General features: G+C 61.0%; 6 protein-coding genes. 1 reads left to right on the forward strand and 5 read right to left on the reverse strand.

What is annotated here, in order from left to right; translation table 11 throughout:
• Positions 1 to 4 precede the first annotated feature (4 nt).
• From PMI27_RS26840 to PMI27_RS26820, 5 genes are all read right to left on the reverse strand, one after another.
• On the reverse strand, positions 5 to 1,030 hold the full coding sequence (locus PMI27_RS26840; RefSeq protein ID WP_008148088.1) for an ABC transporter substrate-binding protein: 1,026 nt from the start codon (positions 1,028 to 1,030) through the stop codon (positions 5 to 7).
• An 18-nt stretch (positions 1,031 to 1,048) separates the two neighbouring features.
• Complete coding sequence (locus tag PMI27_RS26835; protein WP_008148085.1) at positions 1,049 to 1,945, reverse strand: TauD/TfdA dioxygenase family protein; 897 nt, start codon at positions 1,943 to 1,945, stop codon at positions 1,049 to 1,051.
• 304 nt (positions 1,946 to 2,249) lie between these two features.
• Complete coding sequence (locus PMI27_RS26830; protein ID WP_008148083.1) at positions 2,250 to 3,617, reverse strand: HlyD family type I secretion periplasmic adaptor subunit; 1,368 nt, start codon at positions 3,615 to 3,617, stop codon at positions 2,250 to 2,252.
• Complete coding sequence (locus PMI27_RS26825; protein ID WP_033053004.1) at positions 3,607 to 5,763, reverse strand: type I secretion system permease/ATPase; 2,157 nt, start codon at positions 5,761 to 5,763, stop codon at positions 3,607 to 3,609. The genes PMI27_RS26830 and PMI27_RS26825 overlap by 11 nt, the downstream gene beginning before the upstream one ends.
• Positions 5,764 to 5,807: 44 nt before the next feature.
• Positions 5,808 to 7,160: a TolC family outer membrane protein gene (locus PMI27_RS26820; RefSeq protein WP_008148078.1), complete on the reverse strand. Its 1,353-nt coding sequence runs from the start codon at positions 7,158 to 7,160 to the stop codon at positions 5,808 to 5,810.
• A gap of 356 nt (positions 7,161 to 7,516) precedes the next feature.
• Between PMI27_RS26820 and PMI27_RS26815 the strand changes: the two genes are divergently transcribed.
• Positions 7,517 to 22,846 carry a LapA family giant adhesin gene (locus tag PMI27_RS26815; protein WP_024164517.1) on the forward strand — a complete coding sequence of 5,110 codons (15,330 nt, stop codon included), beginning with the start codon at positions 7,517 to 7,519 and terminating at the stop codon, positions 22,844 to 22,846.
• The last annotated feature ends 10 nt before the right edge of the window (positions 22,847 to 22,856 follow it).

Here is a 22,856-nt window from a genome sequence, read left to right on the forward strand (position 1 = left end):
TCAGTCAGCTCCCTTGCAGCGGTTTGGCGTCCTGGAAGAAGTAGTCCTTCCACGAGTCCGGTTTGTTTTTGATCGCGCCGACGCGGTAGAGGAACTCGGCCAACGGGTATGTATTTTTCGGCGTAACGCTGAATTCGAACTGCGGGTTATCGATGATCTTCAGCAGCGCAGCGCGGTCGATTTTGGCCTTGGTGACGCGGATGTAGGTGTCCGCCGCTGCGCCTTTATCGTTCTGGGCAAACTCGGCCGCCTCAGTCAGTGCCTGGACGAACGCCTTATAGGTTTTCGGGTTCTCGTCGCGGAATTTCTCGGTAGCGAACAGCACCGTTGGCGAGTTCGGGCCGAGCACGTCATTGGAATTCAGCACAACGTGGACATTAGGGTTAGCCAGCTCTTGATCCTGGAACGGCGGGTTGGAAAAGTGCCCGGTCAACTCGGTGCCGCCGGCAATCAGCGCCGCTGTGGCGTCGGGGTGTGGAACGGCGATGGTGAACTTGTCGAGGCGATTGAATTCCTTGTCGCCCCACTGCTTGGCGGCCGCATATTGCAGGATGCGCGACTGCACCGACACGCCGACCGCCGGCACCGCGATGCGGTCCTTCTCGGTGAAGTCGGCGATGGTTTTAACCTTGGGATTGTTGCTCACCAGGTAGTACGGGAAGTTGCCGAGGGAAGCCACGGCTTTGACGTTTTGCTTGCCGTGGGTGCGGTCCCAGATGGTCAGCAGCGGACCGACGCCTGCACCGGCAATATCAATGGAACCGGAGAGCAATGCATCGTTGACCGCCGCCCCGCCGGAGAGCTGGGTCCAGTCGACCTTGATGTCGATGCCTTCCTGCTTGCCGTACTTCTCGATCAGGTTTTGATCGCGCACCACATTGAGCAACAGATAAACAATGCCGAACTGCTCGGCGATACGGATTTCACCTTCAGCGTGGGCCACGGTCGGCGCCACCAGGCTGCCGGCGATCAGGCTGAAACCCAGGCCGATGGCAGCGGCCAGCGGTGCAAATGGAAGACGTTTGGACATGAGAGTTTCTCCGACAAATCAGAAAGGCGCGTCGCCCTGGATGGTGGTGCGATACAACTTGCGGCGCAGGTAGCTCGGGCATCCGGCGGCGAGATGAATCAGCGAACGGTTGTCCCAGAACACCAGGTCGTGGGCCTGCCATTGATGGCGGTAGATGTTTTGCGGCAGCACGCTGTGGGCGTAGAGCTCATCGAGCAGTTGCTTGCTCTCGTCTTCCGGCAGGCCAACGATGCGGGTGGTGAAACCCTCACTGACGAACAACGCCTTGCGGCCGTTTTCCGGGTGAGTCCGAACGATCGGGTGGACGACTTCTGCAACCTGAGCGAGCTGCTCGGGGGTCAGCGTCGGGCGCCAGTTGCCTTCGAATTTGGTTTCGCTGTACCGCGCCGTGTAGGAGTGCGCGGCCGAGCGGCCTTCGACGGCTTTGCGCAGCGCTTCGGGCAGGCTGTCCCAGGCTTTGTGCATGTCTGCGAAGAGCGTGTCGCCACCCTCGGACGGCAGCTCCTGGGCGTGCAGCATCGAACCCAGGCTTGGCAGCTCTTTATAGGAAAGGTCGGAATGCCAGAACTTGCCGGCGTCGCCGAGGCCGATGGACTGGCCGTTTTCGATGATGTTGGAAACGATGAGAATTTCCGGATGCCCGGCCAGCAGGAATTGCTTGAGCACGTGGATCTGCAACACGCCAAAGCGGCGGCTGAAGGCAATGTGTTGCTCGGGAGTAATGCGCTGGTCGCGGAACACCACGACGTGATGATCCAGGTGCGCGCGGTGGATGCGGGCGAAGTCCTGATCATTGATCGGGCGGGACAGGTCGAGGCCGATGATTTCGGCACCGACGGCGCCACTGAACGGGCGGATGTCGAAGGTTTGCGGCGCGATGTTCGCGACGCTTGGGGAAGCCGTTGCTGCAGACATAAATCACTCCCACGCACGGCACGCTCAAGGGCGCGCGCGTCGATCAAGAAACTCACGGAGGTCCCGTGTTGGTTCGTGTCGTGCGGCGCGCCGATTGGTCGGCAGGTACGCAGGAGAATGACTTTATAGATATAAGAACTGAAATTTAAATACCGTTAGCGAATAACGATATGGCTTTTGAGTTGCAGTGATTTTGCTGCCGCCATCGCGAGCAAGCTCGGCTCCTACAGGAGATCGCGTGGTCGACAAAATCCCTGTAGGAGCCGAGCTTGCTCGCGATGAGGCCATCAGCCCCAGCCGAGAACTACCGCTCGTGCAAAGCTTCGGCGCGGGCGCGAATAATCGGCTTGAGCAGGTAGCTGAGAATGGTCTTCTTGCCCGTGATGATATCCACCGAAGCCACCATCCCCGGGATGATCAGCAACGGCTTTTCATCCGTCCCCAGGTGACTGCGATCAGTGCGCAGCTTGATGATGTAGTAGGTGGTTTTCTTGTCTTCATCGGTAATGGTGTCAGCACCGATCTGCTCAAGCTTGGCCTTCAGCCCACCATAAATGGTGTAGTCATACGCCGTGAACTTCACCGTCGCTTCCTGCCCCGGATGCAGGAAGGCGATGTCTTGCGGGCGAATTTTCGCTTCCACCAGCAAGGTGTCGTCCAGCGGCACGATTTCCACCAGATCGCTGCCCGGCTGGATCACACCGCCAATGGTGTTCACCAGCAATTTGTTGACGATACCGCGCACCGGCGAGGTGACCAGCGTCCGGCTGACCCGGTCTTCCAGCGCCTTGCCGGTGGCCTGGGCCTTGTTCAGATCAGTGCGCGCTTCATTGAGTTGAGTCAGTGCTTCGCTGCGGAATTTGCCACGAGTCTCGTCGATCTTGCGCTGCACTTCCTTGATCGCCGATTGGGCGCGAGGAATGGCCAGGGTGGTCGCGTCCAGTTGCCCGCGGGTTTCAACCTCGGCGCGCTTGAGTCGCAGCACTTCAACCGGCGATACCGCACCCTGGGCCACCAACGGCTCGGACATGTTGATTTCCTGACGCTGCAACGCAAGACCGCTACGGTACTGCGACTGTTTGGAGCTGAACTCGCGCAGCTCTTGCTGACGCTGGATCAACTGCTCCTCCAAACCGCCAATTTCATCGTGCAACTGCTGACGGCGACTGATGTACAACGACTCTTCGCTGGCGGCCTGACCGGGCACGGCCTTGAGCACGTCAGCCGGGAAATTCAGCGGACGGTCGTCGACTTCCGCGCTCAAGCGTTCGACTCGCAGCAGCATCGACAGTCGATCGGCCTCGGTTTCGCCGACGTTGGAGGCGAATCGCGTGTCGTCCAGACGAATCAGTGGCGCGCCGGCTTCGACGATCTGCCCTTCGGTCACGAACAACTCGGAGACGATACCACCCTCAAGGTTCTGGATTTTCTGGATCTTGGACGAGGGAATCGCCTTGCCGTCGCCCTTGGTGACTTCGTCGATCACGGCGAAGTTGGCCCAGAGCATCAGGAACACGAAGAAGCCGATGATCGCCCAGATGGTCAGCCGCACCACACGCGGGGCGTCTTCGATCAGCGCTTTGTTGACCTCAGGAAGTGGCTGGCCATGCAGCGAATCGGAGCCTTTGAAATAACGGCCGATCGAATTCTTGAAACCCGACTTAAGCAACACTGATCTGCCCCTTCTTCAACGCTTCCATCACCGCGGCTTTCGGGCCGTCGGCGAGTATCTGCCCGCGGTCGATGACGATCAGACGATCCACCAGCGACAACAGCGAAGCCCGGTGCGTCACCAGCACCACGGTTTTGTTTTCAACCACCGCCGCGAGGCGTTGCTTGAGGCGTTCTTCGCCGGTGTTGTCCATGGCGCTGGTCGGTTCGTCGAGCAGCAGGATCGGCGGGTTGAGCAGCAACGCACGGGCCAGGGCAACGTTCTGGCGCTGACCGCCAGACAGGTTCTGCCCGCGCTCGCCGACTTGCAGCTCATAACCCTGTGGGTGCAGGCGGGCGAATTCGTGGACGCCGGCCAGTTCGGCCGCTTGCAGCACCATTTCGTCTTCGACATAGCGCGCGCCCGACACCAGGTTGTCGCGCAAGGTCCCGGCCAGCAGCTGGATGTCCTGGGCCACGTAACCAATGTTGTGGCGCAATTCGCTGACATCGATCTGACGGATATCGACGCCATCCACCAACAGCGCGCCATCGTCCGGCTGGTAGAGGCCTACGAGCAGTTTGGCCAGAGAGCTTTTCCCCGAGCCGCTGCGACCGATGATGCCGATCTTCTCGCCAGGCTTGATGATCAGGTTGATGTTCTTCAGCGCTGCGTTCTGTTGGTTCGGGTAGGTGAAGTTCATCTGCCGGCATTCGATGGCGCCTTGCAGCACATTGCGGCTCAGTGGGCGTTCATCGAAGTTGCGCTCTTGCGGCAGCTCCATCATCTGATCGACCGAGGTCATGGTCACTCGCGCTTGCTGGTAACGCGTCAGCAGGCCAGACAGCGAGGCCAGCGGGCTGAGTGCGCGGCCACTGAGCATGTAGCAGGCGATCAAACCGCCCATGCTCAGGTGACCGTCGATGATCTGGTACACGCCGAAGACGATCATGATCACCCCGGCCAGTTGCTGGATCAGCAAGGTGATGTTCATCGCCAGACCGGAGAGCATTTTCACCCGCAACTCGAGGCGGCTGAGGGTGCCGATGGTCTGCTCCCACTGATATTGGCGTTCGCTTTCGGCGTTGTTGACCTTCACTGCATCAAGGCCGGCGAGGGTTTCGATCAGGCTCGACTGCCGCTCGGCGCCCAGGGCCATGGTTCGCTCCATGGTCGCCACCAGCGGCTTCTGCAGCGCATAACCGATCAGCAGGGCAATAGGGAACGCCAGCACCGGAATCCACACCAGATGCCCGCCGAGAATCGCGATGACCATGAAGATCAGCAGCGTAAACGGCAGGTCGATCAGGCTGGTGAGGGTCAGCGAGGCGAGGAAGTCGCGCAGGCTCTGAAACTCATGGATGTTCTGGGCGAAGCTGCCGACCCGCGCCGGGCGGTACTTCATGGCCATGCCGACGATGCGCTCGAACAACGTGGCCGAGATGATCAGGTCGGTTTTCTTCCCGGCCAGGTCCAGGCACAGACTGCGCAGGCTCTTGAGGATCAGGTCGAACAGATAAGCCCCGGTGATGCCGATGGCCAACACCCACAGGGTCGATTCGGCCTGGTTCGGTACGACGCGGTCGTAGACGTTCATCACGAACAGCGGCGCGGCCATGGCAATGATGTTGATCAGGAAACTGGCGGCGATGGCGTCGGCGTACAGCCAGCGCGAACGTTTGAGGGTGTCGCGGAACCACGAGCGCGCGCGCGGGATCAGCGTGCCGTGATTGACGTCGAATTTGTGCTGGGGTTGAGCGAAGAACACTTTGCCGATGTAGTCATCGGCCAGCAGTTCGCGGCTGACAACACTTTCGCCGCCGTCGCTTTCGCTGAGCAGCAGGCGCGCCTGGTCGTCACCGTGCCAACCGAGCAGGACGGCACTGCGACCATCCTTGAGCAGCAACAGCGCCGGCATGGCAATCGCCGGGATCTGCTCCAGTTTGCGCACCAGCACCCGACCTTGCAGGCCGGCGCGAGCGGCCGCGCGGGGCAGCAGCTCAACAGTCAGACGCTGCTTGGGCAACGGCAGGCCGGTGGTCAACATCGCGGCGCTGGCGGGTTTCTGATGCAGGGTGCAAAGAGCCAGCAAGCCGTCCAGTAGCGGATCGTCGTGCAGCGCGCGTGGATCATGAATGAGTTGAACTCGACTGACTTCTGATTCCACGCTCGGCACACTCTTGGCTAACAATTGAACAATGAAGGTTCTACTCAATTCATACCGGGCAATTGAACCTTAGGCTTCACGTCGTTTTGCACAACGGATGCCATCGGTGCGACCACTCCCTGGCTCTTGAGCAACTCGCCCATGGTCGCCTTGATTCGGTACTGAGTAAATAACTGAATGTTCTTGATCTCCGCCAGGCGACGAGAAGCCGAGAACAGTTCGTTTTCACTGTCCAGCAGGTCGAGCAAGGTGCGCTCGCCGAGACTGAACTGCTTCTGATAGGCGGTGCGTACGCGGGTGCTGTGATCGACATATTGCTGGGCGATCGGCACTTGGGCATTGGCATTGTTCAAGGCATTCCAGGCCAGGCCCAGCTCTTCGTTCAATACGCGCAAGGCGTTGTTGCGAATATCCAGTGCCTGGTTGGACAGGTAGGACTTGGATTCCAGATCAGCCTTGTTGCTGCCACCGGCATACAGATTGAAGCGCATGCGCAACATGGCCTGCCATTCATTGCTGTGACCGTTCTGGCCGTCGATATCGTTATCGACGGTGCGACCCAACTCGGCGTCGAAGCGCGGGTAGAAGGTCGACTTGGCCGCTGCGTACTGTTTCTCGGCAGCGACGATGTCGGATTCGGCGGAACGCAGGATCGGGCTGTTTTCCAGCATCTGCGCCCGGGCTTCATTCAGGTTGGCCGGCAACAGCGCCATGAAATCGGAAGGACGCTCCAACTGATCGGGCATCTGGCCGACGGCGCTGAGGAAGTTGGTCTCGGCGTCAGCCAGGTTGGTCTGTTCAGTGATCAGGTTGTTGCGGGCCTGGGCCATGCGCGCTTCGGCCTGATCAAGGTCGGCGCCGCTGCCCACGCCACGCTGGGTGCGCAGTTTGATCTGGTCGAAAGTCCGTTCGTGGTTCTTCAGGTTGTCGGTCGCCAGGCGCACGAACTCACGGCGGGTCAGCACGTCGAGATACACCTGGGCGACGGTGAGCGCGGTGCGTTCGGAGGTGCCCAGCAACGAGTAGGCGCGTGAATTAACGGTGGCTTGTTGACGCCCCACTTCACTCGACGTCGCAAAACCGTCAAACACCATTTGCGACAACCGCACGCTCGACTCGCTGCGATTCAGGGTTTCCCAGTGATTGTTGTTGGCGGCGGCACGCGTGGTGACGTTGTCAGTGCCTTCGCGACCATAACCGCCCAGCAGATCGACCCGTGGGAGGTATCCCCCTTTTGCTGCCTTTAACTGATAATCCGCGGCCAATCGACTGTTAACCCCTGCCTGGATCTCCGGATGGACATCCAGTGCCTGTTGCATGGCTTCTGGAAGGGACTGCGCCTGAACAAAACTGGCGGCAAGGGCGAAGGGTAAAGCCTTGAGCAGGTGCAAACGCATGGTTGGAGTTTCCAGGATTTACTTGTCTTGAATCACTGCAGAACGTGCCGCTGCATCGGATGATGACATCCGGAATGACCGTATGTCGGAAAGTTGTATTTTGGAACTGGATCAAACTCTCTGGCACGGGCCAGCACTTAAATATCAATGTGACATTACGGATGCGAGTGTTTAGGATGGCATGCAGAAGGTCAATAGTTTGGCATAAAGTTTATAGCGAAAAAATATAGCCAATTTATTGACGAATGACCGCGTCAAAGTTGTGCCTAATATCTTGAAAGAACGTCCAGACTGTTTGGCAAACACGCCGCCAGGTACATGGAAGTCAACTGAATGCGACACCCGGAGAGTCTTCAATGAGCAGTGTTGTGGCCATCGTCAAAAGCATTGTCGGTCAGGTTTTCGCTGTGTCCCCAGAGGGCATTCGCCGCGTACTCGTTGAAGGCGATCGGTTGTTTGTCGGCGATCAGGTAGACACCGGCGCGGCGGGCGCCGTTACGCTTGAACTGGCTGACGGCCGGACCCTGGACCTGGGCCGCGACACTCAGTGGAGCGGCAGCGATCCGGACTCCAGCGCTGACCTGGCACAAGCCACTGCACAAGCCGCGCCATCGGTTGAAGAACTGCAGCAAGCCATCGTTGCCGGCGCCGACCCGACCACAGACCTTGAAGCCACCGCAGCCGGCCCGACAGCTGCCGGCACAGGCGGCGCGGCAGGTGGCGGCCATAGCTTCGTGATGCTGGATGCAACCGCTGGCCGGGTCGACCCGACCATTGGTTTCCCGACCGCGGGCATCGGCACTGCCGCGTTGGCAGCACAGAACACCATCGGCGGCCAGACCGCCGATACCAGCGCCAACGTGCAGCGCGAATCGAACCTGACCTTGAGCGCCACGCCGACCATCACCGAGGCCGGTGGCGTACTGGTTTACACCGCCACGTTGACCCAGGCTCCGCTGACCGACCTGACCATTACCCTGTCCAATGGCTCGGTGATCGTGATTGCAGCAGGCCAGACCACCGGCACCGTCAGCGTTCCGCTTGCTCCGAACGATTCTGTTTATAACGACCCGACCCAGATCAACGTGACCGTCACCGGCACCACGGGCGGCAGCGGCATCATCGTCACCCCGCCGACAACCCCGGCCGTGACCCAGGTCACCGACACCGTCGATACCACCACGGTCACCTTGACTGCCGGCGCCAACGTTACCGAAGGCGGCCAGATCACCTACACCGCGACATTGACCAACCCGGCGCAGACACCGGTCACCATCACGCTGTCCAACGGCTCGATCATCACCATCGATGCCGGCAACACGACCGGCAGCGTGAACGTGCCGACACCGGCCAACGATGTCTATAACAACGGCAGCACGGTCACCACCACCATTACCGGCGCTACCGGCGGCAATTTTGAGAACCTGGTGCCTAACCCGGCCCCGGCCGTGACCACCATCACCGACTCCCCGAACACCACCACCGTCACCCTGACGGCAGGTTCGACGGTCACCGAAGGCGGCCAGATCACTTACACCGCAACCCTGACCAACCCGGCTCAAACACCGGTCACTGTCACTCTGTCCAACGGCTCGACCATCACCATCGAAGCCGGCAAAACCACAGGCAGCGTGAACGTCGACACCCCGGTCAATGATGTTTATCAGAACGGCAGTACCGTCAGCACCACGATCACTGGCGCTACCGGTGGTAACTTCGAGAACCTGGTACCGAGCACCACGCCGGCGATTACCACCATTACCGACTCGGTCGACAACACCGGCCTGAGTCTCACCGCCACCGGTACCGTCGTCGAAGGCGGCCAGATCACCTACACCGCCACCCTGACCAACCCGGCCGGCACGCCGATGACCGTGACCTTGAGCAATGGCTCGGTCATCACCATCGAAGCGGGCAAGACCACCGGCAGCGTGACCGTCGATACTGCAGCCAATGACGTCTACAACAACGGCAGCACTGTCAGCACCACCATCACCGGGACCACCGGTGGCAATTTCGAGCAGCTGACCCCAAGCACCGAGCCAGCGCTGACCACCATCACCGATTCGAAAGACAACACCGGCCTGAGCCTCACCGCCACCGGTACCGTCGTCGAAGGCGGCCAGATCACCTACACCGCCACCCTGACCAATACGGCCGGTACGCCAGTGACCGTCACCTTGAGCAATGGCTCGGTCATCACCATCGAAGCGGGCAAGACCACCGGCAGCGTGACCGTCGATACGGCGGCCAACGACGTCTACAACAACGGCAGCACTGTCAGCACCACCATCACCGGGACCACCGGTGGCAATTTCGAGCAGCTGACCCCAAGCACCGAGCCGGCGCTGACCACCATCACCGATTCCAAGGATGACACCGGCCTGAGCCTCTCGGCGTCCCCCGAAGTGGCCGAGGGCGGTCAGATTCTGTACACCGCGACCCTGACCAACGCGGCCGGCACGCCCGTGACCGTCACCTTGAGCAACGGCGCGGTGATCACCATCGCGGCCGGCGCGACCACTGGCAGCGTGAGCGTCCCGGCACCGGACGATGATGTTTATAAAGATGCCGGCAAAGTTGAAGTCACCATTAAGGAAGCCAACGGCGGCAACTTCGAAAACCTGGTTACCAGCCCAGCGGCCGCGGTCACTGAAGTGACTGACACGATCAATACGTCGACAGTCAGCCTGACGGCCAACGGCACTGTGGTCGAAGGCGGCACCGTGGTTTACACCGCCTCCGTCACCGCGCCAGTGACCGGTTCTCCAGTGGTGGTGACCTTGTCCAACGGTCAAACCATCACCATTCCGGTCGGTTCGAGCAGCGCCAGCGTGAACTTCACCGCACCGAACGATGCCTTGGCGGGCGGCGGTTCGCTGAGCGTCAAGATTGATGATGCGAAGGGCGGTAACTACGAGAAACTGGACGTGGACGGCAAGTCGGCTGACACCTCGGTTTCTGATAAAGCTGACACCACGACTATCAGCCTGAGCGCGACTGATTCGGTTGCTGAAGGCGGCTCGATTGTTTACACCGCGAACCTGACCAACGCTGCCGGCACGCCAGTGACCGTCACCTTGAGCAACGGCGCGGTGATCACCATCGCCGCCGACGCCACCAGCGGTTCCGTGACCGTCAAGGCACCGGTCGACGACGTCTACAAAGATGCCGGCAAAGTCGAAGCCACCATCAAGGACGCCACCGGCGGCAACTTCGAAAACCTGGTCACCAGCCCGACCCCGGCCGTGACCAACGTAGCGGACACCATCAACACAACGCACCTGACCCTCAGCGCTGAAAAGTCGGTGCTCGAAGGTTCGCACATCACCTACACCGCGACCCTGACCAACGCCGCGCAAACGCCGGTGACCGTCAAGCTGAGCAACGGCGAAACCATCACCATCGACGCCGGAAAAACCACCGGTTCGGTGACCATCGCGGCGCCAAGCGATGACGTCTACAAAGATGCCGGCAAGCTCTCCGTAACGATGACGGATGCCAGCGGTGGCAACTTCGAAAAACTCGACATCAGCAAAGCGTCAGTGACCACCACCGTCAAAGACACGGTCGACTCAACGGCTCTGTCGCTGTCGGCCAGCGATACCGTCAGCGAAGGTGGCCAGATCACCTACACCGCGACCCTGAGCAACCCGACAGACACGGCCATGACCGTGAAATTGAGCAACGGCGCCGTGATCAACATCGCCGCCGGCGCCACCACTGGTTCGGTCAACTTCGCTGCGCCGGCCAATACCCCGTACATCGACGGCGGCAAAGTCCAGGCTACGATTGCCAGCCAGAGCGGCGGCAACTTCGAAAAAGTCATCACCGACCATTCGCCGGCGGTGACCACCGTCACCGATTCGGCAGACACCACCGGCCTGAGCCTGAGCGCCACCGGTTCGGTCGCCGAGGGCGGTTCGATCGTCTACACCGCGACCCTGACCAATGCCGCTGGCTCCGCCATGACCGTGACGTTGAACAACGGCGCGGTGATCCACATTGCCAAGGGCGCCACCACCGGTTCGGTGAATTTCGCCGCACCGAAGGATGACGTCTACAAAGACGCCGGCAAAGTCGAAGCCAGCATCACCAAAACTGCCGGCGGCAACTTCGAGAACCTGGTGGCCGACAAGACACCAGCGGTTACCGACGTGACCGACACCCTCAATACGTCGACAGTCAGTCTGACGGCCAACAGCACTGTGGCTGAAGGCGGCACCGTGGTGTACACCGCTTCGGTCAACGCGCCAGTGACCGGTTCGCCGGTTGTCGTGACCTTGTCCAACGGCCAGACCATCACCATTCCGGTAGGCGCCAGCAGCGCCAGCGTGAACTTCACCGCGCCGAACGATGCCCTCGCCGGCGGCGGTTCGCTGAGCGTGAAAATCGACGGCACCACAGGTGGTAATTACGAGAAGCTGGAAGTCGACAGCAAGCCGGCGAACACCTCGATTACCGATACGACAGACACCACGACGGTTAGCCTCAGCGCGACTGAGTCGGTGGCTGAAGGCGGTTCGATTGTCTACACCGCGAACCTGACCCATGCGGCCGGCACGCCCGTGACCGTCACCCTGAGCAACGGTGCGGTGATCACCATCGCGGCAGACGCTACCAGCGGTTCCGTGACCGTCAAGGCGCCTGCCGATGACGTCTACAAAGACGCCGGCAAAATCGAAGCGACCATCAAGGACGCCAGCGGCGGCAACTTCGAAAACCTGGTGACCAGCCCGACGGCGGCAGTCACTGAGGTGACCGACACGATCAACACCTCGACGGTCAGCCTGACCGCCAATGACTCTGTGGCCGAAGGCGGCACCGTGGTTTACACCGCGTCCGTGTCTGCTGAAGTCACCGGTTCGCCCGTGGTGGTGACCCTTTCCAACGGCCAGACCATCACCATTCCGGTTGGCGCCAGCAGCGCCAGCGTGAACTTCACCGCACCGAACGATGCACTGGCCGGCGGGGGTTCGCTGAGCGTCAAAATCGACGACGCCAAGGGCGGCAATTACGAGAAGCTGGAAGTTAACGGCAAGCCGGCGGACACCTCGATTACCGATACGGTGGACACCACGACGGTTAGCCTCAGCGCGACTGAGTCGGTGGCTGAAGGTGGTTCGATTGTCTACACCGCGAACCTGACCCATGCGGCCGGCACGCCAGTGACCGTCACCCTGAGCAACGGCGCCGTGATCACCATCGCGGCCGACGCTACCAGCGGTTCCGTGACCGTCAAGGCGCCTGCCGATGACGTCTACAAAGACGCCGGCAAAATCGAAGCGACCATCAAGGACGCCAGCGGCGGCAACTTCGAAAACCTGGTGACCAGCCCGACGGCGGCAGTCACTGAGGTGACCGACACGATCAACACCTCGACGGTCAGCCTGACCGCCAATGACTCTGTGGCCGAAGGCGGCACCGTGGTTTACACCGCGTCCGTGTCTGCTGAAGTCACCGGATCGCCCGTGGTGGTGACCCTTTCCAACGGCCAGACCATCACCATTCCGGTTGGCGCCAGCAGCGCCAGCGTGAACTTCACCGCACCGAACGATGCACTGGCCGGCGGCGGTTCGCTGAGCGTCAAAATCGACGACGCCAAGGGCGGCAATTACGAGAAGCTGGAAGTTAACGGCAAGCCGGCGGACACCTCGATTACCGATACGGTGGACACCACGACGGTTAGCCTCAGCGCGACTGAGTCGGTGGCTGAAGGTGGTTCGATTGTCTACACCGCGAACCTGACCCATGCGGCCGGCACGCCAGTGACCGTCACCCTGAGCAACGGCGCCGTGATCACCATCGCGGCCGACGCTACCAGCGGTTCCGTGACCGTCAAGGCGCCTGCCGATGACGTCTACAAAGACGCCGGCAAAATCGAAGCGACCATCAAGGACGCCAGCGGCGGCAACTTCGAAAACCTGGTGACCAGCCCGACGGCGGCAGTCACTGAGGTGACCGACACGATCAACACCTCGACGGTCAGCCTGACCGCCAATGACTCTGTGGCCGAAGGCGGCACCGTGGTTTACACCGCGTCCGTGTCTGCTGAAGTCACCGGATCGCCCGTGGTGGTGACCCTTTCCAACGGCCAGACCATCACCATTCCGGTTGGCGCCAGCAGCGCCAGCGTGAACTTCACCGCACCGAACGATGCACTGGCCGGCGGGGGTTCGCTGAGCGTCAAAATCGACGACGCCAAGGGCGGCAATTACGAGAAGCTGGAAGTTAACGGCAAGCCGGCGGACACCTCGATTACCGATACGGTGGACACCACGACGGTTAGCCTCAGCGCGACTGAGTCCGTGGCTGAAGGTGGTTCGATTGTCTACACCGCGAACCTGACCCATGCGGCCGGCACGCCAGTGACCGTCACCCTGAGCAACGGCGCCGTGATCACCATCGCGGCCGACGCTACCAGCGGTTCCGTGACCGTCAAGGCGCCTGCCGATGACGTCTACAAAGACGCCGGCAAAATCGAAGCGACCATCAAGGACGCCAGCGGCGGTAACTTCGAGAACCTGGTGACCAGCCCGACGGCGGCAGTCACTGCGGTGACTGACACCCTCGATACTTCGACAGTCAGCCTGAAGGCAACGCTCACCGCAGCCGAAGGCGGCAACGTGGTGTACACCGCTTCCGTGACCTCGAAGGTCACCGGAAAGGACGTGGTCGTTACCCTGGCCAACGGTGAAAAAATCACCATTCCGGTCGGTGAAAGCACTGCCTCGATCACCGTTAAAGCCCCGAATGATGCATTGGTCGGCCACGAACCGCTGACCAACGCCATCAAGGATGTAACCGGTGGCAACTACGAGAATCTGGTCGCCGACAAGACCCCGACCTCAACCGCCATCAGCGACACCCTGGACACAACCAAAGTGACCATGACCGCCAGCGGTCAGGTGCTTGAAGGCGGTAACATCACCTACACCGCCAACCTGACGAATGCGGCCGGCAGCGACATGACGGTCAAGTTGAGCAACGGCGAAAGCATCGTGATCAAGGCCGGCGACAAGTCGGGCTCCATTACCGTTCCTGCACCGGCCGATGACGTCTACAAGGACGGCAGCGAAATCACCGTCCGCATCGATAGCACCAGCGGCGGCGACTTCGAGAAGCTCGACGTCAACAAAGCCGCGCACACCACGACCGTCAAAGATACGATCGACGCCACCACGCTGAAACTCAGCGCAGACGTGGGCACCGTCGGCGAAGGTGGTCAGATCAACTACACCGCGACCCTGAGCCACCCAGCGGACACGGCGATGACCGTGACCCTGAGCAACGGTCTGGTGATCAACATCAAGGCCGGCGAGTCCAGCGGTTCGGCGTCTTTCACCGTACCGAATAACGTCTACATCGGCGCAGCGGACATCCATACCTCGATCAAAGAGGCTACCGGCGGCAACTTCGAAAAACTGAACACCGTTCCCTCTACCGTCGTCACCAAAGTCACCGACACTGCTGACACTACCAGCCTGACCTTGAGCGCTAGCGGCTCGGTGCAGGAAGGCGGCCAAATCGTCTACACCGCGACCCTGTCCCAGGCCGCCGGCAGCAACATGACCGTGAAGCTGAGCAACGGCGCGACCATCACCATCCTCAAGGATGCAATGTCCGGCCATGTCAGCGTTGCCGCACCGAAAGACGACGTCTACAAAGACGCGGGCAAAGTTGAAGCGACTATCAAGGATGCCAGCGGCGGAAACTTCGAAAACCTGGTCCCGAGCACTGTTCCGGCAGTGACCGAGGTGACCGACACGCTCGACACCTCGACGGTCAGCCTGACCGCCAACGGTACTGTGGCCGAAGGCGGCACTGTGGTTTACACCGCCTCCGTCACCGCGCCAGTCACCGGTTCGCCGGTCGTCGTGACCTTGTCCAACGGCCAGAGCATCACCATTCCGGTTGGATCGAGCAGTGCCAGCGTGAACTTCACCGCGCCGAACGATGCCCTCGCCGGCGGCGGTTCGCTGAGCGTGAAAATCGACGGCACCACCGGTGGCAACTACGAAAACCTGGTGGCGAATCAAACCCCGGCAGTCACGTCGGTAACCGACGTCAAAGACACCACCACCCTGAGCCTGAGCGCTACAGGCTCGGTGGCTGAAGGCGGTTCGATTGTCTACACCGCGAACCTGACCCATGCGGCCGGCACGCCCGTGACCGTGAACCTGTCGAACGGTGCCGTGATCACCATCGCCGCCAACGCCACCAGCGGTTCCGTGACCGTCAAGGCGCCTGCCGATGACGTCTACAAAGACGCCGGTAAAATCGAAGCGACCATCAAGGACGCCAGCGGCGGCAACTTCGAAAACCTGGTGACCAGCCCGACGGCGGCGGTGACGGAAGTCACTGACACGATCAATACGTCGACCGTCAGCCTGACCGCCAACGGCACTGTGGCCGAAGGCGGCACCGTGGTTTACACCGCCTCCGTGTCTGCTGAAGTCACCGGTTCGCCGGTGGTCGTGACCTTGTCCAACGGCCAGACCATCACCATTCCGGTCGGTTCGAGCAGTGCCAGCGTGAACTTTGTTGCGCCGAACGATGCCCTCGCCGGTGGCGGCTCCCTGAGCGTCAAAATCGACGATGCGAAGGGCGGTAACTTCGAAAAACTGGCAATCGATGGCAAATCGGCGGACACCTCTGTCAGCGATACCGTGGACACCACCCAAGTGACCATGACCGCCAGCGACTACGTGGTCGAGGGCGGCACGATCACCTACACCGTTAACCTCAGCAACGCCGCCGGCACTGACATGACGGTCAAACTGAGCAATGGCGAGAGCGTCGTGATCAAGGCCGGCGACAAGTCGGGTTTCATCACAGTCCAGGCTCCGGCCGATGACGTTTACAAGGACGGCAGCAAGATCACCGTTGGCATCGCCAGCACCGACGGCGGCAACTTCGAGAAGCTCGACGTCAGCAAAACCACTCACACCACCACCGTCAATGACACCACCGACACCACAACGCTGAAGCTCAGTGCCGATGTGAGCACCGTCGGCGAAGGTGGCCAGATTGTTTACACCGCCACGTTGAGCCATCCGGCCGACACCGCCATGACCGTAACGCTGAACAACGGTCTGGTGATCAACATCAAGGCCGGCGAGTCCAGCGGTTCGGCGCCATACACCGTGCCGAATGACGTCTACACCGGCGCGTCGCCCGTCACGGCCGCGATCGCGGACAGCACTGGCGGCAACTTCGAAAAACTGGATACCGATCGCTCGGCCGTCGTGACCAAAGTGACGGACACCGCTGACACCACGACGGTTAGCCTCAGCGCGACTGAGTCGGTGGCTGAAGGTGGTTCGATTGTCTACACCGCGAACCTGACCCACGCGGCGGGCTCGCCGGTCACCGTCACCCTGAGCAACGGCGCCGTGATCACCATCGCGGCCAACGCCACCAGCGGTTCCGTCACCGTCGATGCGCCGAAAGACGACGTCTACAAAGACGCGGGCAAAGTTGAAGCGACTATCAAGGACGCCAGCGGCGGCAACTTCGAGAACCTGGTCCCGAGCACTGTTCCGGCAGTGACCGAGGTGACCGACACGCTCGACACCTCGACGGTCAGCCTGACCGCCAACGGCACTGTGGCCGAAGGCGGCACCGTGGTTTACACCGTGTCCGTGTCTGCTGAAGTCACTGGATCGCCGGTCGTCGTGACCTTGTCCAACGGCCAGACCATCACCATTCCGGTTGGCGCCAGCAGCGCCAGCGTGAACTTCACCGCACCGAACGATGCACTGGCCGGCGGCGGTTCGCTGAGCGTCAAAATCGACGACGCCAAGGGCGGCAACTTCGAGAAGCTGGAAGTTAACGGCAAGCCGGCGGATACCTCGATTACCGATACGACAGACACCACGACGGTTAGCCTCAGCGCGACTGACTCGGTGGCTGAAGGTGGTTCGATTGTCTACACCGCGAACCTGACCCATGCGGCCGGCACTCCCGTGACCGTCACCCTGAGCAACGGCGCGGTGATCACCATCGCGGCCGACGCTACCAGCGGTTCCGTGACCGTCAAGGCGCCTGCCGATGACGTCTACAAAGACGCCGGTAAAATCGAAGCGACCATCAAGGACGCTACCGGCGGCAACTTCGAAAACCTGGTGACCAGCCCGGCGGCGGCAGTCACTGAGGTGACCGATACGATCAACACCTCGACAGTCAGCCTGACCGCCAATGACTCTGTGGCCGAAGGCGGCACCGTGGTTTACACCGCGTCTGTGTCTGCTGAAGTCACCGGTTCACCGGTCGTCGTGACCTTGTCTAACGGCCAGACCATCACCATTCCGGTTGGCGCCAGCAGCGCCAGCGTGAACTTCACCGCACCGAACGATGCCCTCGTCGGCGGCGGTTCGCTGAGCGTCAAGATTGATGATGCGAAGGGCGGCAACTTCGAGAAGCTGGAAGTTAACGGCAAGCCGGCGGATACCTCGATTACCGATACGACAGACACCACGACGGTTAGCCTCAGCGCGACTGACTCGGTGGCTGAAGGTGGTTCGATTGTCTACACCGCGAACCTGACCCATGCGGCCGGCACTCCCGTGACCGTCACTCTGAGCAACGGCGCGGTGATCACCATCGCGGCCGACGCTACCAGCGGTTCCGTGACCGTCAAGGCGCCTGCCGATGACGTCTACAAAGACGCCGGTAAAATCGAAGCGACCATCAAGGACGCTACCGGCGGCAACTTCGAAAACCTGGTGACCAGCCCGGCGGCGGCAGTCACTGAGGTGACCGATACGATCAACACTTCGACAGTCAGCCTGACCGCCAATGACTCTGTGGCCGAAGGCGGCACCGTGGTTTACACCGCGTCTGTGTCTGCTGAAGTCACCGGTTCACCGGTCGTCGTGACCTTGTCTAACGGCCAGACCATCACCATTCCGGTTGGCGCCAGCAGCGCCAGCGTGAACTTCACCGCACCGAACGATGCCCTCGTCGGCGGCGGTTCGCTGAGCGTCAAGATTGATGATGCGAAGGGCGGTAATTACGAGAAGCTGGAAGTCGACAGCAAGCCGGCGAACACCTCGATTACCGATACGCCTGACACCACCACCCTCAGCCTCAGCGCGACTGAGTCGGTGGCTGAAGGTGGTTCGATCGTTTACACCGCAAACCTGTCCCATGCGGCCGGTACGCCGGTCACCGTCACCCTGAGCAACGGCGCGGTGATCACCATCGCCGCCAACGCTACCAGCGGTTCCGTGACCGTCAAGGCGCCTGCCGATGACGTCTACAAAGACGCCGGTAAAATCGAAGCGACCATCAAGGACGCCAGCGGTGGCAACTTCGAAAACCTGGTCAAAGACCCGGCGGCGGCAGTGACCAACGTCACCGACACCCTCGACACGTCGACCGTGACCCTGAAAGCCACCGAGTCGGCCACTGAAGGTGGCACCGTCACCTACACCGCGACCGTCGGCGCGCCGGTAACCGGTTCGCCAGTGACTGTGTCTTTGGCCAACGGTCAGACCATCACCATCGCAGTCGGGCAAACCACCGGCACCGTGAGCACCCTCGCTCCCAACGACGCGTTGATCGGTCACGCTCCACTGACCAACTCGATCACCAACGTCAGCGGCGGCAACTACGAAAACCTGGTCGCCGACAAAACGCCGGTCAGCACCACCGTGACAGACACCACCGACACGACCAATCTGACGCTGAGCGCCAGCAACTCGGTCGCTGAAGGCGGCTCGATCGTCTACACCGCAAACCTGACCCACGCGGCCGGCACGCCCGTGACCGTCACCCTGAGCAACGGTGCAGTGATCACCATCGCCGCCAACGCCACCAGCGGTTCCGTCACCGTCGATGCGCCGAAAGACGATGCCTACATCGACGCCGGCAAAGTCAGCGCCACGATCAGCACGGCCACCGGCGGCAACTTCGAGAATCTGGTGCCGAGTACTGTTCCGGCAGAGACCAACGTCACCGACACCTTCGATAAGACCGAAGTCAGCATCACCGGCAGCACCTCGGTAACCGAAGGCCAGGCCGCCAGCTACACCGTCAGCCTGACTAACCCGGCGCAGACCGAAGTCACCCTGAAAATCGTCTACAGCGGCACCGCCGCCGACGGTTCGGACTTCACCGGTGTGTACACCGTGAAGATCCCGGCGGGCGGCAGCAGTGCGAGCTTCAACGTCGCAACCCTGGACGACAGGTTCACCGAAGGCACTGAAAACTTCGTGGTCAAGATCGACTCGGCCACCGGCGGCAACTTCGAAAACCTGGCGATCAGTGCTTCCAACGGCAGCGTCAGCACCTCGATCATCGACAACGATGCACCACCGGTCCTCGACCTGGACGCCAACAACTCCAGCGGCGCCACGGGTGCCAACTACAACGTGACCTTCACCGAAGGCACCACCGGCCAGGGCGTATCGATCGGCGACACCGATCTGAAAATCACCGACCCGGACAGCACCCTGCTGACCGGCGCGACGATCGTGCTGACCAACCGTCAAGATGGCGATGCTCTGAACCTGGGCCTTAGCGTCAACGGCATCACCATCAATGCCAACAGCACGAATGGCACGGTCACGCTGACACTGTCCGGCAACGCGACGCTCGCCGACTACATGCAACAGATCAAGAACATCAGCTTCACCAACAACAGTGAGGATCCGAGCAGCGTGCCGCGGATCATCACCGTGACGGTCACTGATGGCAGCAACTACTCCAACACCGCGACCACCACCGTCAACGTGGTCGGCGTGAACGACGCACCGATCGCCGCACCGGTTAACGTCACCGGCACCGAAGATACGCCGCTGATCCTCGGCTGGTCGACCTTCGGCGTCAGTGATGTCGACAGCGCCGCCACCAACCTCGGCGTGAAAATCACCCAGCTGCCGGGCGAAGGCAAATTGCAATTCCTGGCCACCGACGGCAAGACCTGGACCGATGTTACGAACAACCAGACGTTCAGCAAGGCTGACATCGACGCTGGCAAGTTGCGCTTCCTGCCTGATACCAATGAATCCGGCAGCGACGGCTACAACCCCGGCCTGGGTAACATCAAGGCCGACTACGCACAGATCAAATTCCAGCCAACCGACGGCTCGCTGCTGGGCAACACCGGCACAATCAAAGTCGACATCACGCCCGTGGCCGACGCTCCGTCCCTGAGTGTTACCGACAACAGCGTCAAATCCACAGGCCTGATCAAGGAAGTCTGGACCGGCCTGCCGCTCGGCACCGATGGCAGCGGCGCAGCCACCGGCACCCTGAAAAGTGTCATCGACGGCGCAGGCAAACCAAACTCCAGCGACACGGTGACCAACGTGCAGTCCGACGGCAGCGTCACGGCTGGCACGGCTTCGAAAACCTCCGGCCTGATCTACCTCGAAGCCGGCAAGACTTACACCTTCAGCGGCACCGGCGATGACAGCCTTTTGGTGACCATCGGCGGTAAAAACGTGGCGGCCACGACGTGGGGCGCGGGCGGCACACTGAACGGTTCGTTCACCCCGATCACCAGCGGTTATTACACCCTGGACATTTACCACCACAACCAGAGCGGCCCGGGTAGCTATGACGTCAACCTGTCGGTCAACGGCAGTGCAGCGGTCGACCTGAGCAGCGCCGGCGTGCCGCTGTACACCGGCGTGGCAGACCTTGCCGCGTCCGGCGTGACGGTGTCCGATTTGCACGGCACCAGCGGCGAAGGCTACTACGAAGGCTACAAACTCAATGAGGCCGCGGAAGGCACCAGCGTTCACCTGTCCGCGATCAAGACGGCCCTGACTGACATCGACGGCTCCGAAAGCCTGAGCGTGAAAATCAGCGGGATTCCAGCGGGCTCGGTACTGACCGATGGCGCCGGCCACACGTTCACCGCCAGCGCGACGTCCGGCGAAGCCAACGTTACGGGCTGGAACCTTGGCACCCTGACCGTCACTCCGCCGCCTTACTACAATGGCCAGTTCAACCTGACCGTGACCTCGACCTCCACCGAGTCACTCGGCGGTTCGGCGCAAAGTACCGCGACGATCCCGGTCACGGTTTACCCGGCGATCTACAACGCCACCACCGCCACGTCGGCTGACGACACCATCACCGGCACTGACGGCAACGACATCATGGTCGCCGACATCGGCGGGCTGACCGTGGTGCCGGGTACCAATTACAACATTGCGTTCATGGTCGACACTTCGGGCAGTATGAGCGCGTCGTCGATCAACTCAGCCAAGGACTCGTTGACCTCGGTGTTCAACACCCTCAAGCAGAGCATGGGCGGCAACTCGGGGACGGTGAATATCTTCCTGGTGGACTTCGATACCCAGGTCAACAAATCGGTATCGGTCAACCTGAACGATCCGAACGCCCTGACCTTGCTTAAATCGGTACTGGACTCGATGTCGTCCGGCGGTGTGACCAACTACGAAGATGTGTTCAAAACCACGGCCAACTGGTTCCAGAGCGCTGCCGCCGTGGCCAACACCGGGGCGAAGAACCTCACGTACTTCATCACCGACGGCCAGCCGAACTACTACCAGAGTGGCGAGCAGCCCAACCCGACGCTGTACGGCAGCGTGAAGCTCGATGACGTGGTGAACACCCGCAATTACAAGCCGGGAGATACCTTCTCCACGACAATCGACAGTACTCACAAACTGACCATCGACAGTGACGGGAACGCGACGCTGTACACCTTAAACGGCTCCAAGAACTGGAAAGCCAGTGAGGTGGGTACCGTTCACGCGCAGGGCGATGGTACTTACGAGTTGTCCTACACGACGGGCAGCGGCAGTGATCAGACGATTATCGACAACTCCGCCTCCAGCTTCGCGCTGCTGAGCAATGTGTCCAACGTTGAAGCCATTGGTCTGAACAAGGGCGTCACCCTTGCCGACCTGAGACCGTACGACTCGGACCATACGCCGCAAACCAACATTGATCCGAGTAACCTGGCCAACTCGATCATCGGTCACACCGAAGCGACGCAACCAGGTTCCGACACGGTCAATGGCGGCGACGGCAACGACATCCTGTTCGGCGATCTGGTGAGCTTCAACGGTGTCGCCGGTGAGGGTTATCAGGCCATGCAGGCGTTCGTCGCCCAGCAAACCGGCGTGGACGTCAGCAAAGTCACCACCAGCAACGTGCACCAGTTCATCACCGAGCACTACACCGCGTTCGATGTATCCGGGGCGCATGACGGTAATGACTCGCTGCTGGGCGGTGCCGGCAATGACATTCTCTTCGGCCAGGGTGGCAACGACCTTCTCGACGCCGGCAAGGGCAATGACATCCTGCTCGGTGGCAACGGTAACGATTCGCTGATGGGCGGTCAGGGCAACGATATTCTGATCGGCGGCTCAGGTGCCGACACCTTCGTCTGGAAGGCCGGCGACACTGGCAGCGACGTGATCAAGGACTTCAAGGCCAGCGAGGGTGATCGCATCGACTTGCGCGATCTGCTGCAGGGCGAAACCGGCAGCACCATCGACAACTTCCTGAAGATCACCACCGTGGATGGCGTTTCGTCCCTGCAAGTCAGCTCCGCCGGCAAGTTCAACGGCGCCGACGCTGCAGCGGCGCAACCCGATGTGACGATCAAACTGGAAGGCAACAACTGGTCCAGCGCCAACATCAACTCGTTGATTGCCGGCAGTGACCCGACCATCAAAATCGATCACAACAACAGCTGATCCAACGAAA

It is taken from the genome of Pseudomonas sp. GM41(2012) (assembly GCF_000282315.2).
In the GTDB taxonomy this organism is placed as follows: Bacteria; Pseudomonadota; Gammaproteobacteria; order Pseudomonadales; family Pseudomonadaceae; genus Aquipseudomonas.

Coding starts and splice junctions, on each gene's coding strand:
- PMI27_RS26840 (WP_008148088.1), bottom strand. CDS start 1,030: ATGTCCAAACGTCTTCCATTTGCACCGCTGGCCGCTGCCATCGGCCTG.
- PMI27_RS26835 (WP_008148085.1), bottom strand. CDS start 1,945: ATGTCTGCAGCAACGGCTTCCCCAAGCGTCGCGAACATCGCGCCGCAA.
- PMI27_RS26820 (WP_008148078.1), bottom strand. CDS start 7,160: ATGCGTTTGCACCTGCTCAAGGCTTTACCCTTCGCCCTTGCCGCCAGT.
- PMI27_RS26815 (WP_024164517.1), top strand. CDS start 7,517: ATGAGCAGTGTTGTGGCCATCGTCAAAAGCATTGTCGGTCAGGTTTTC.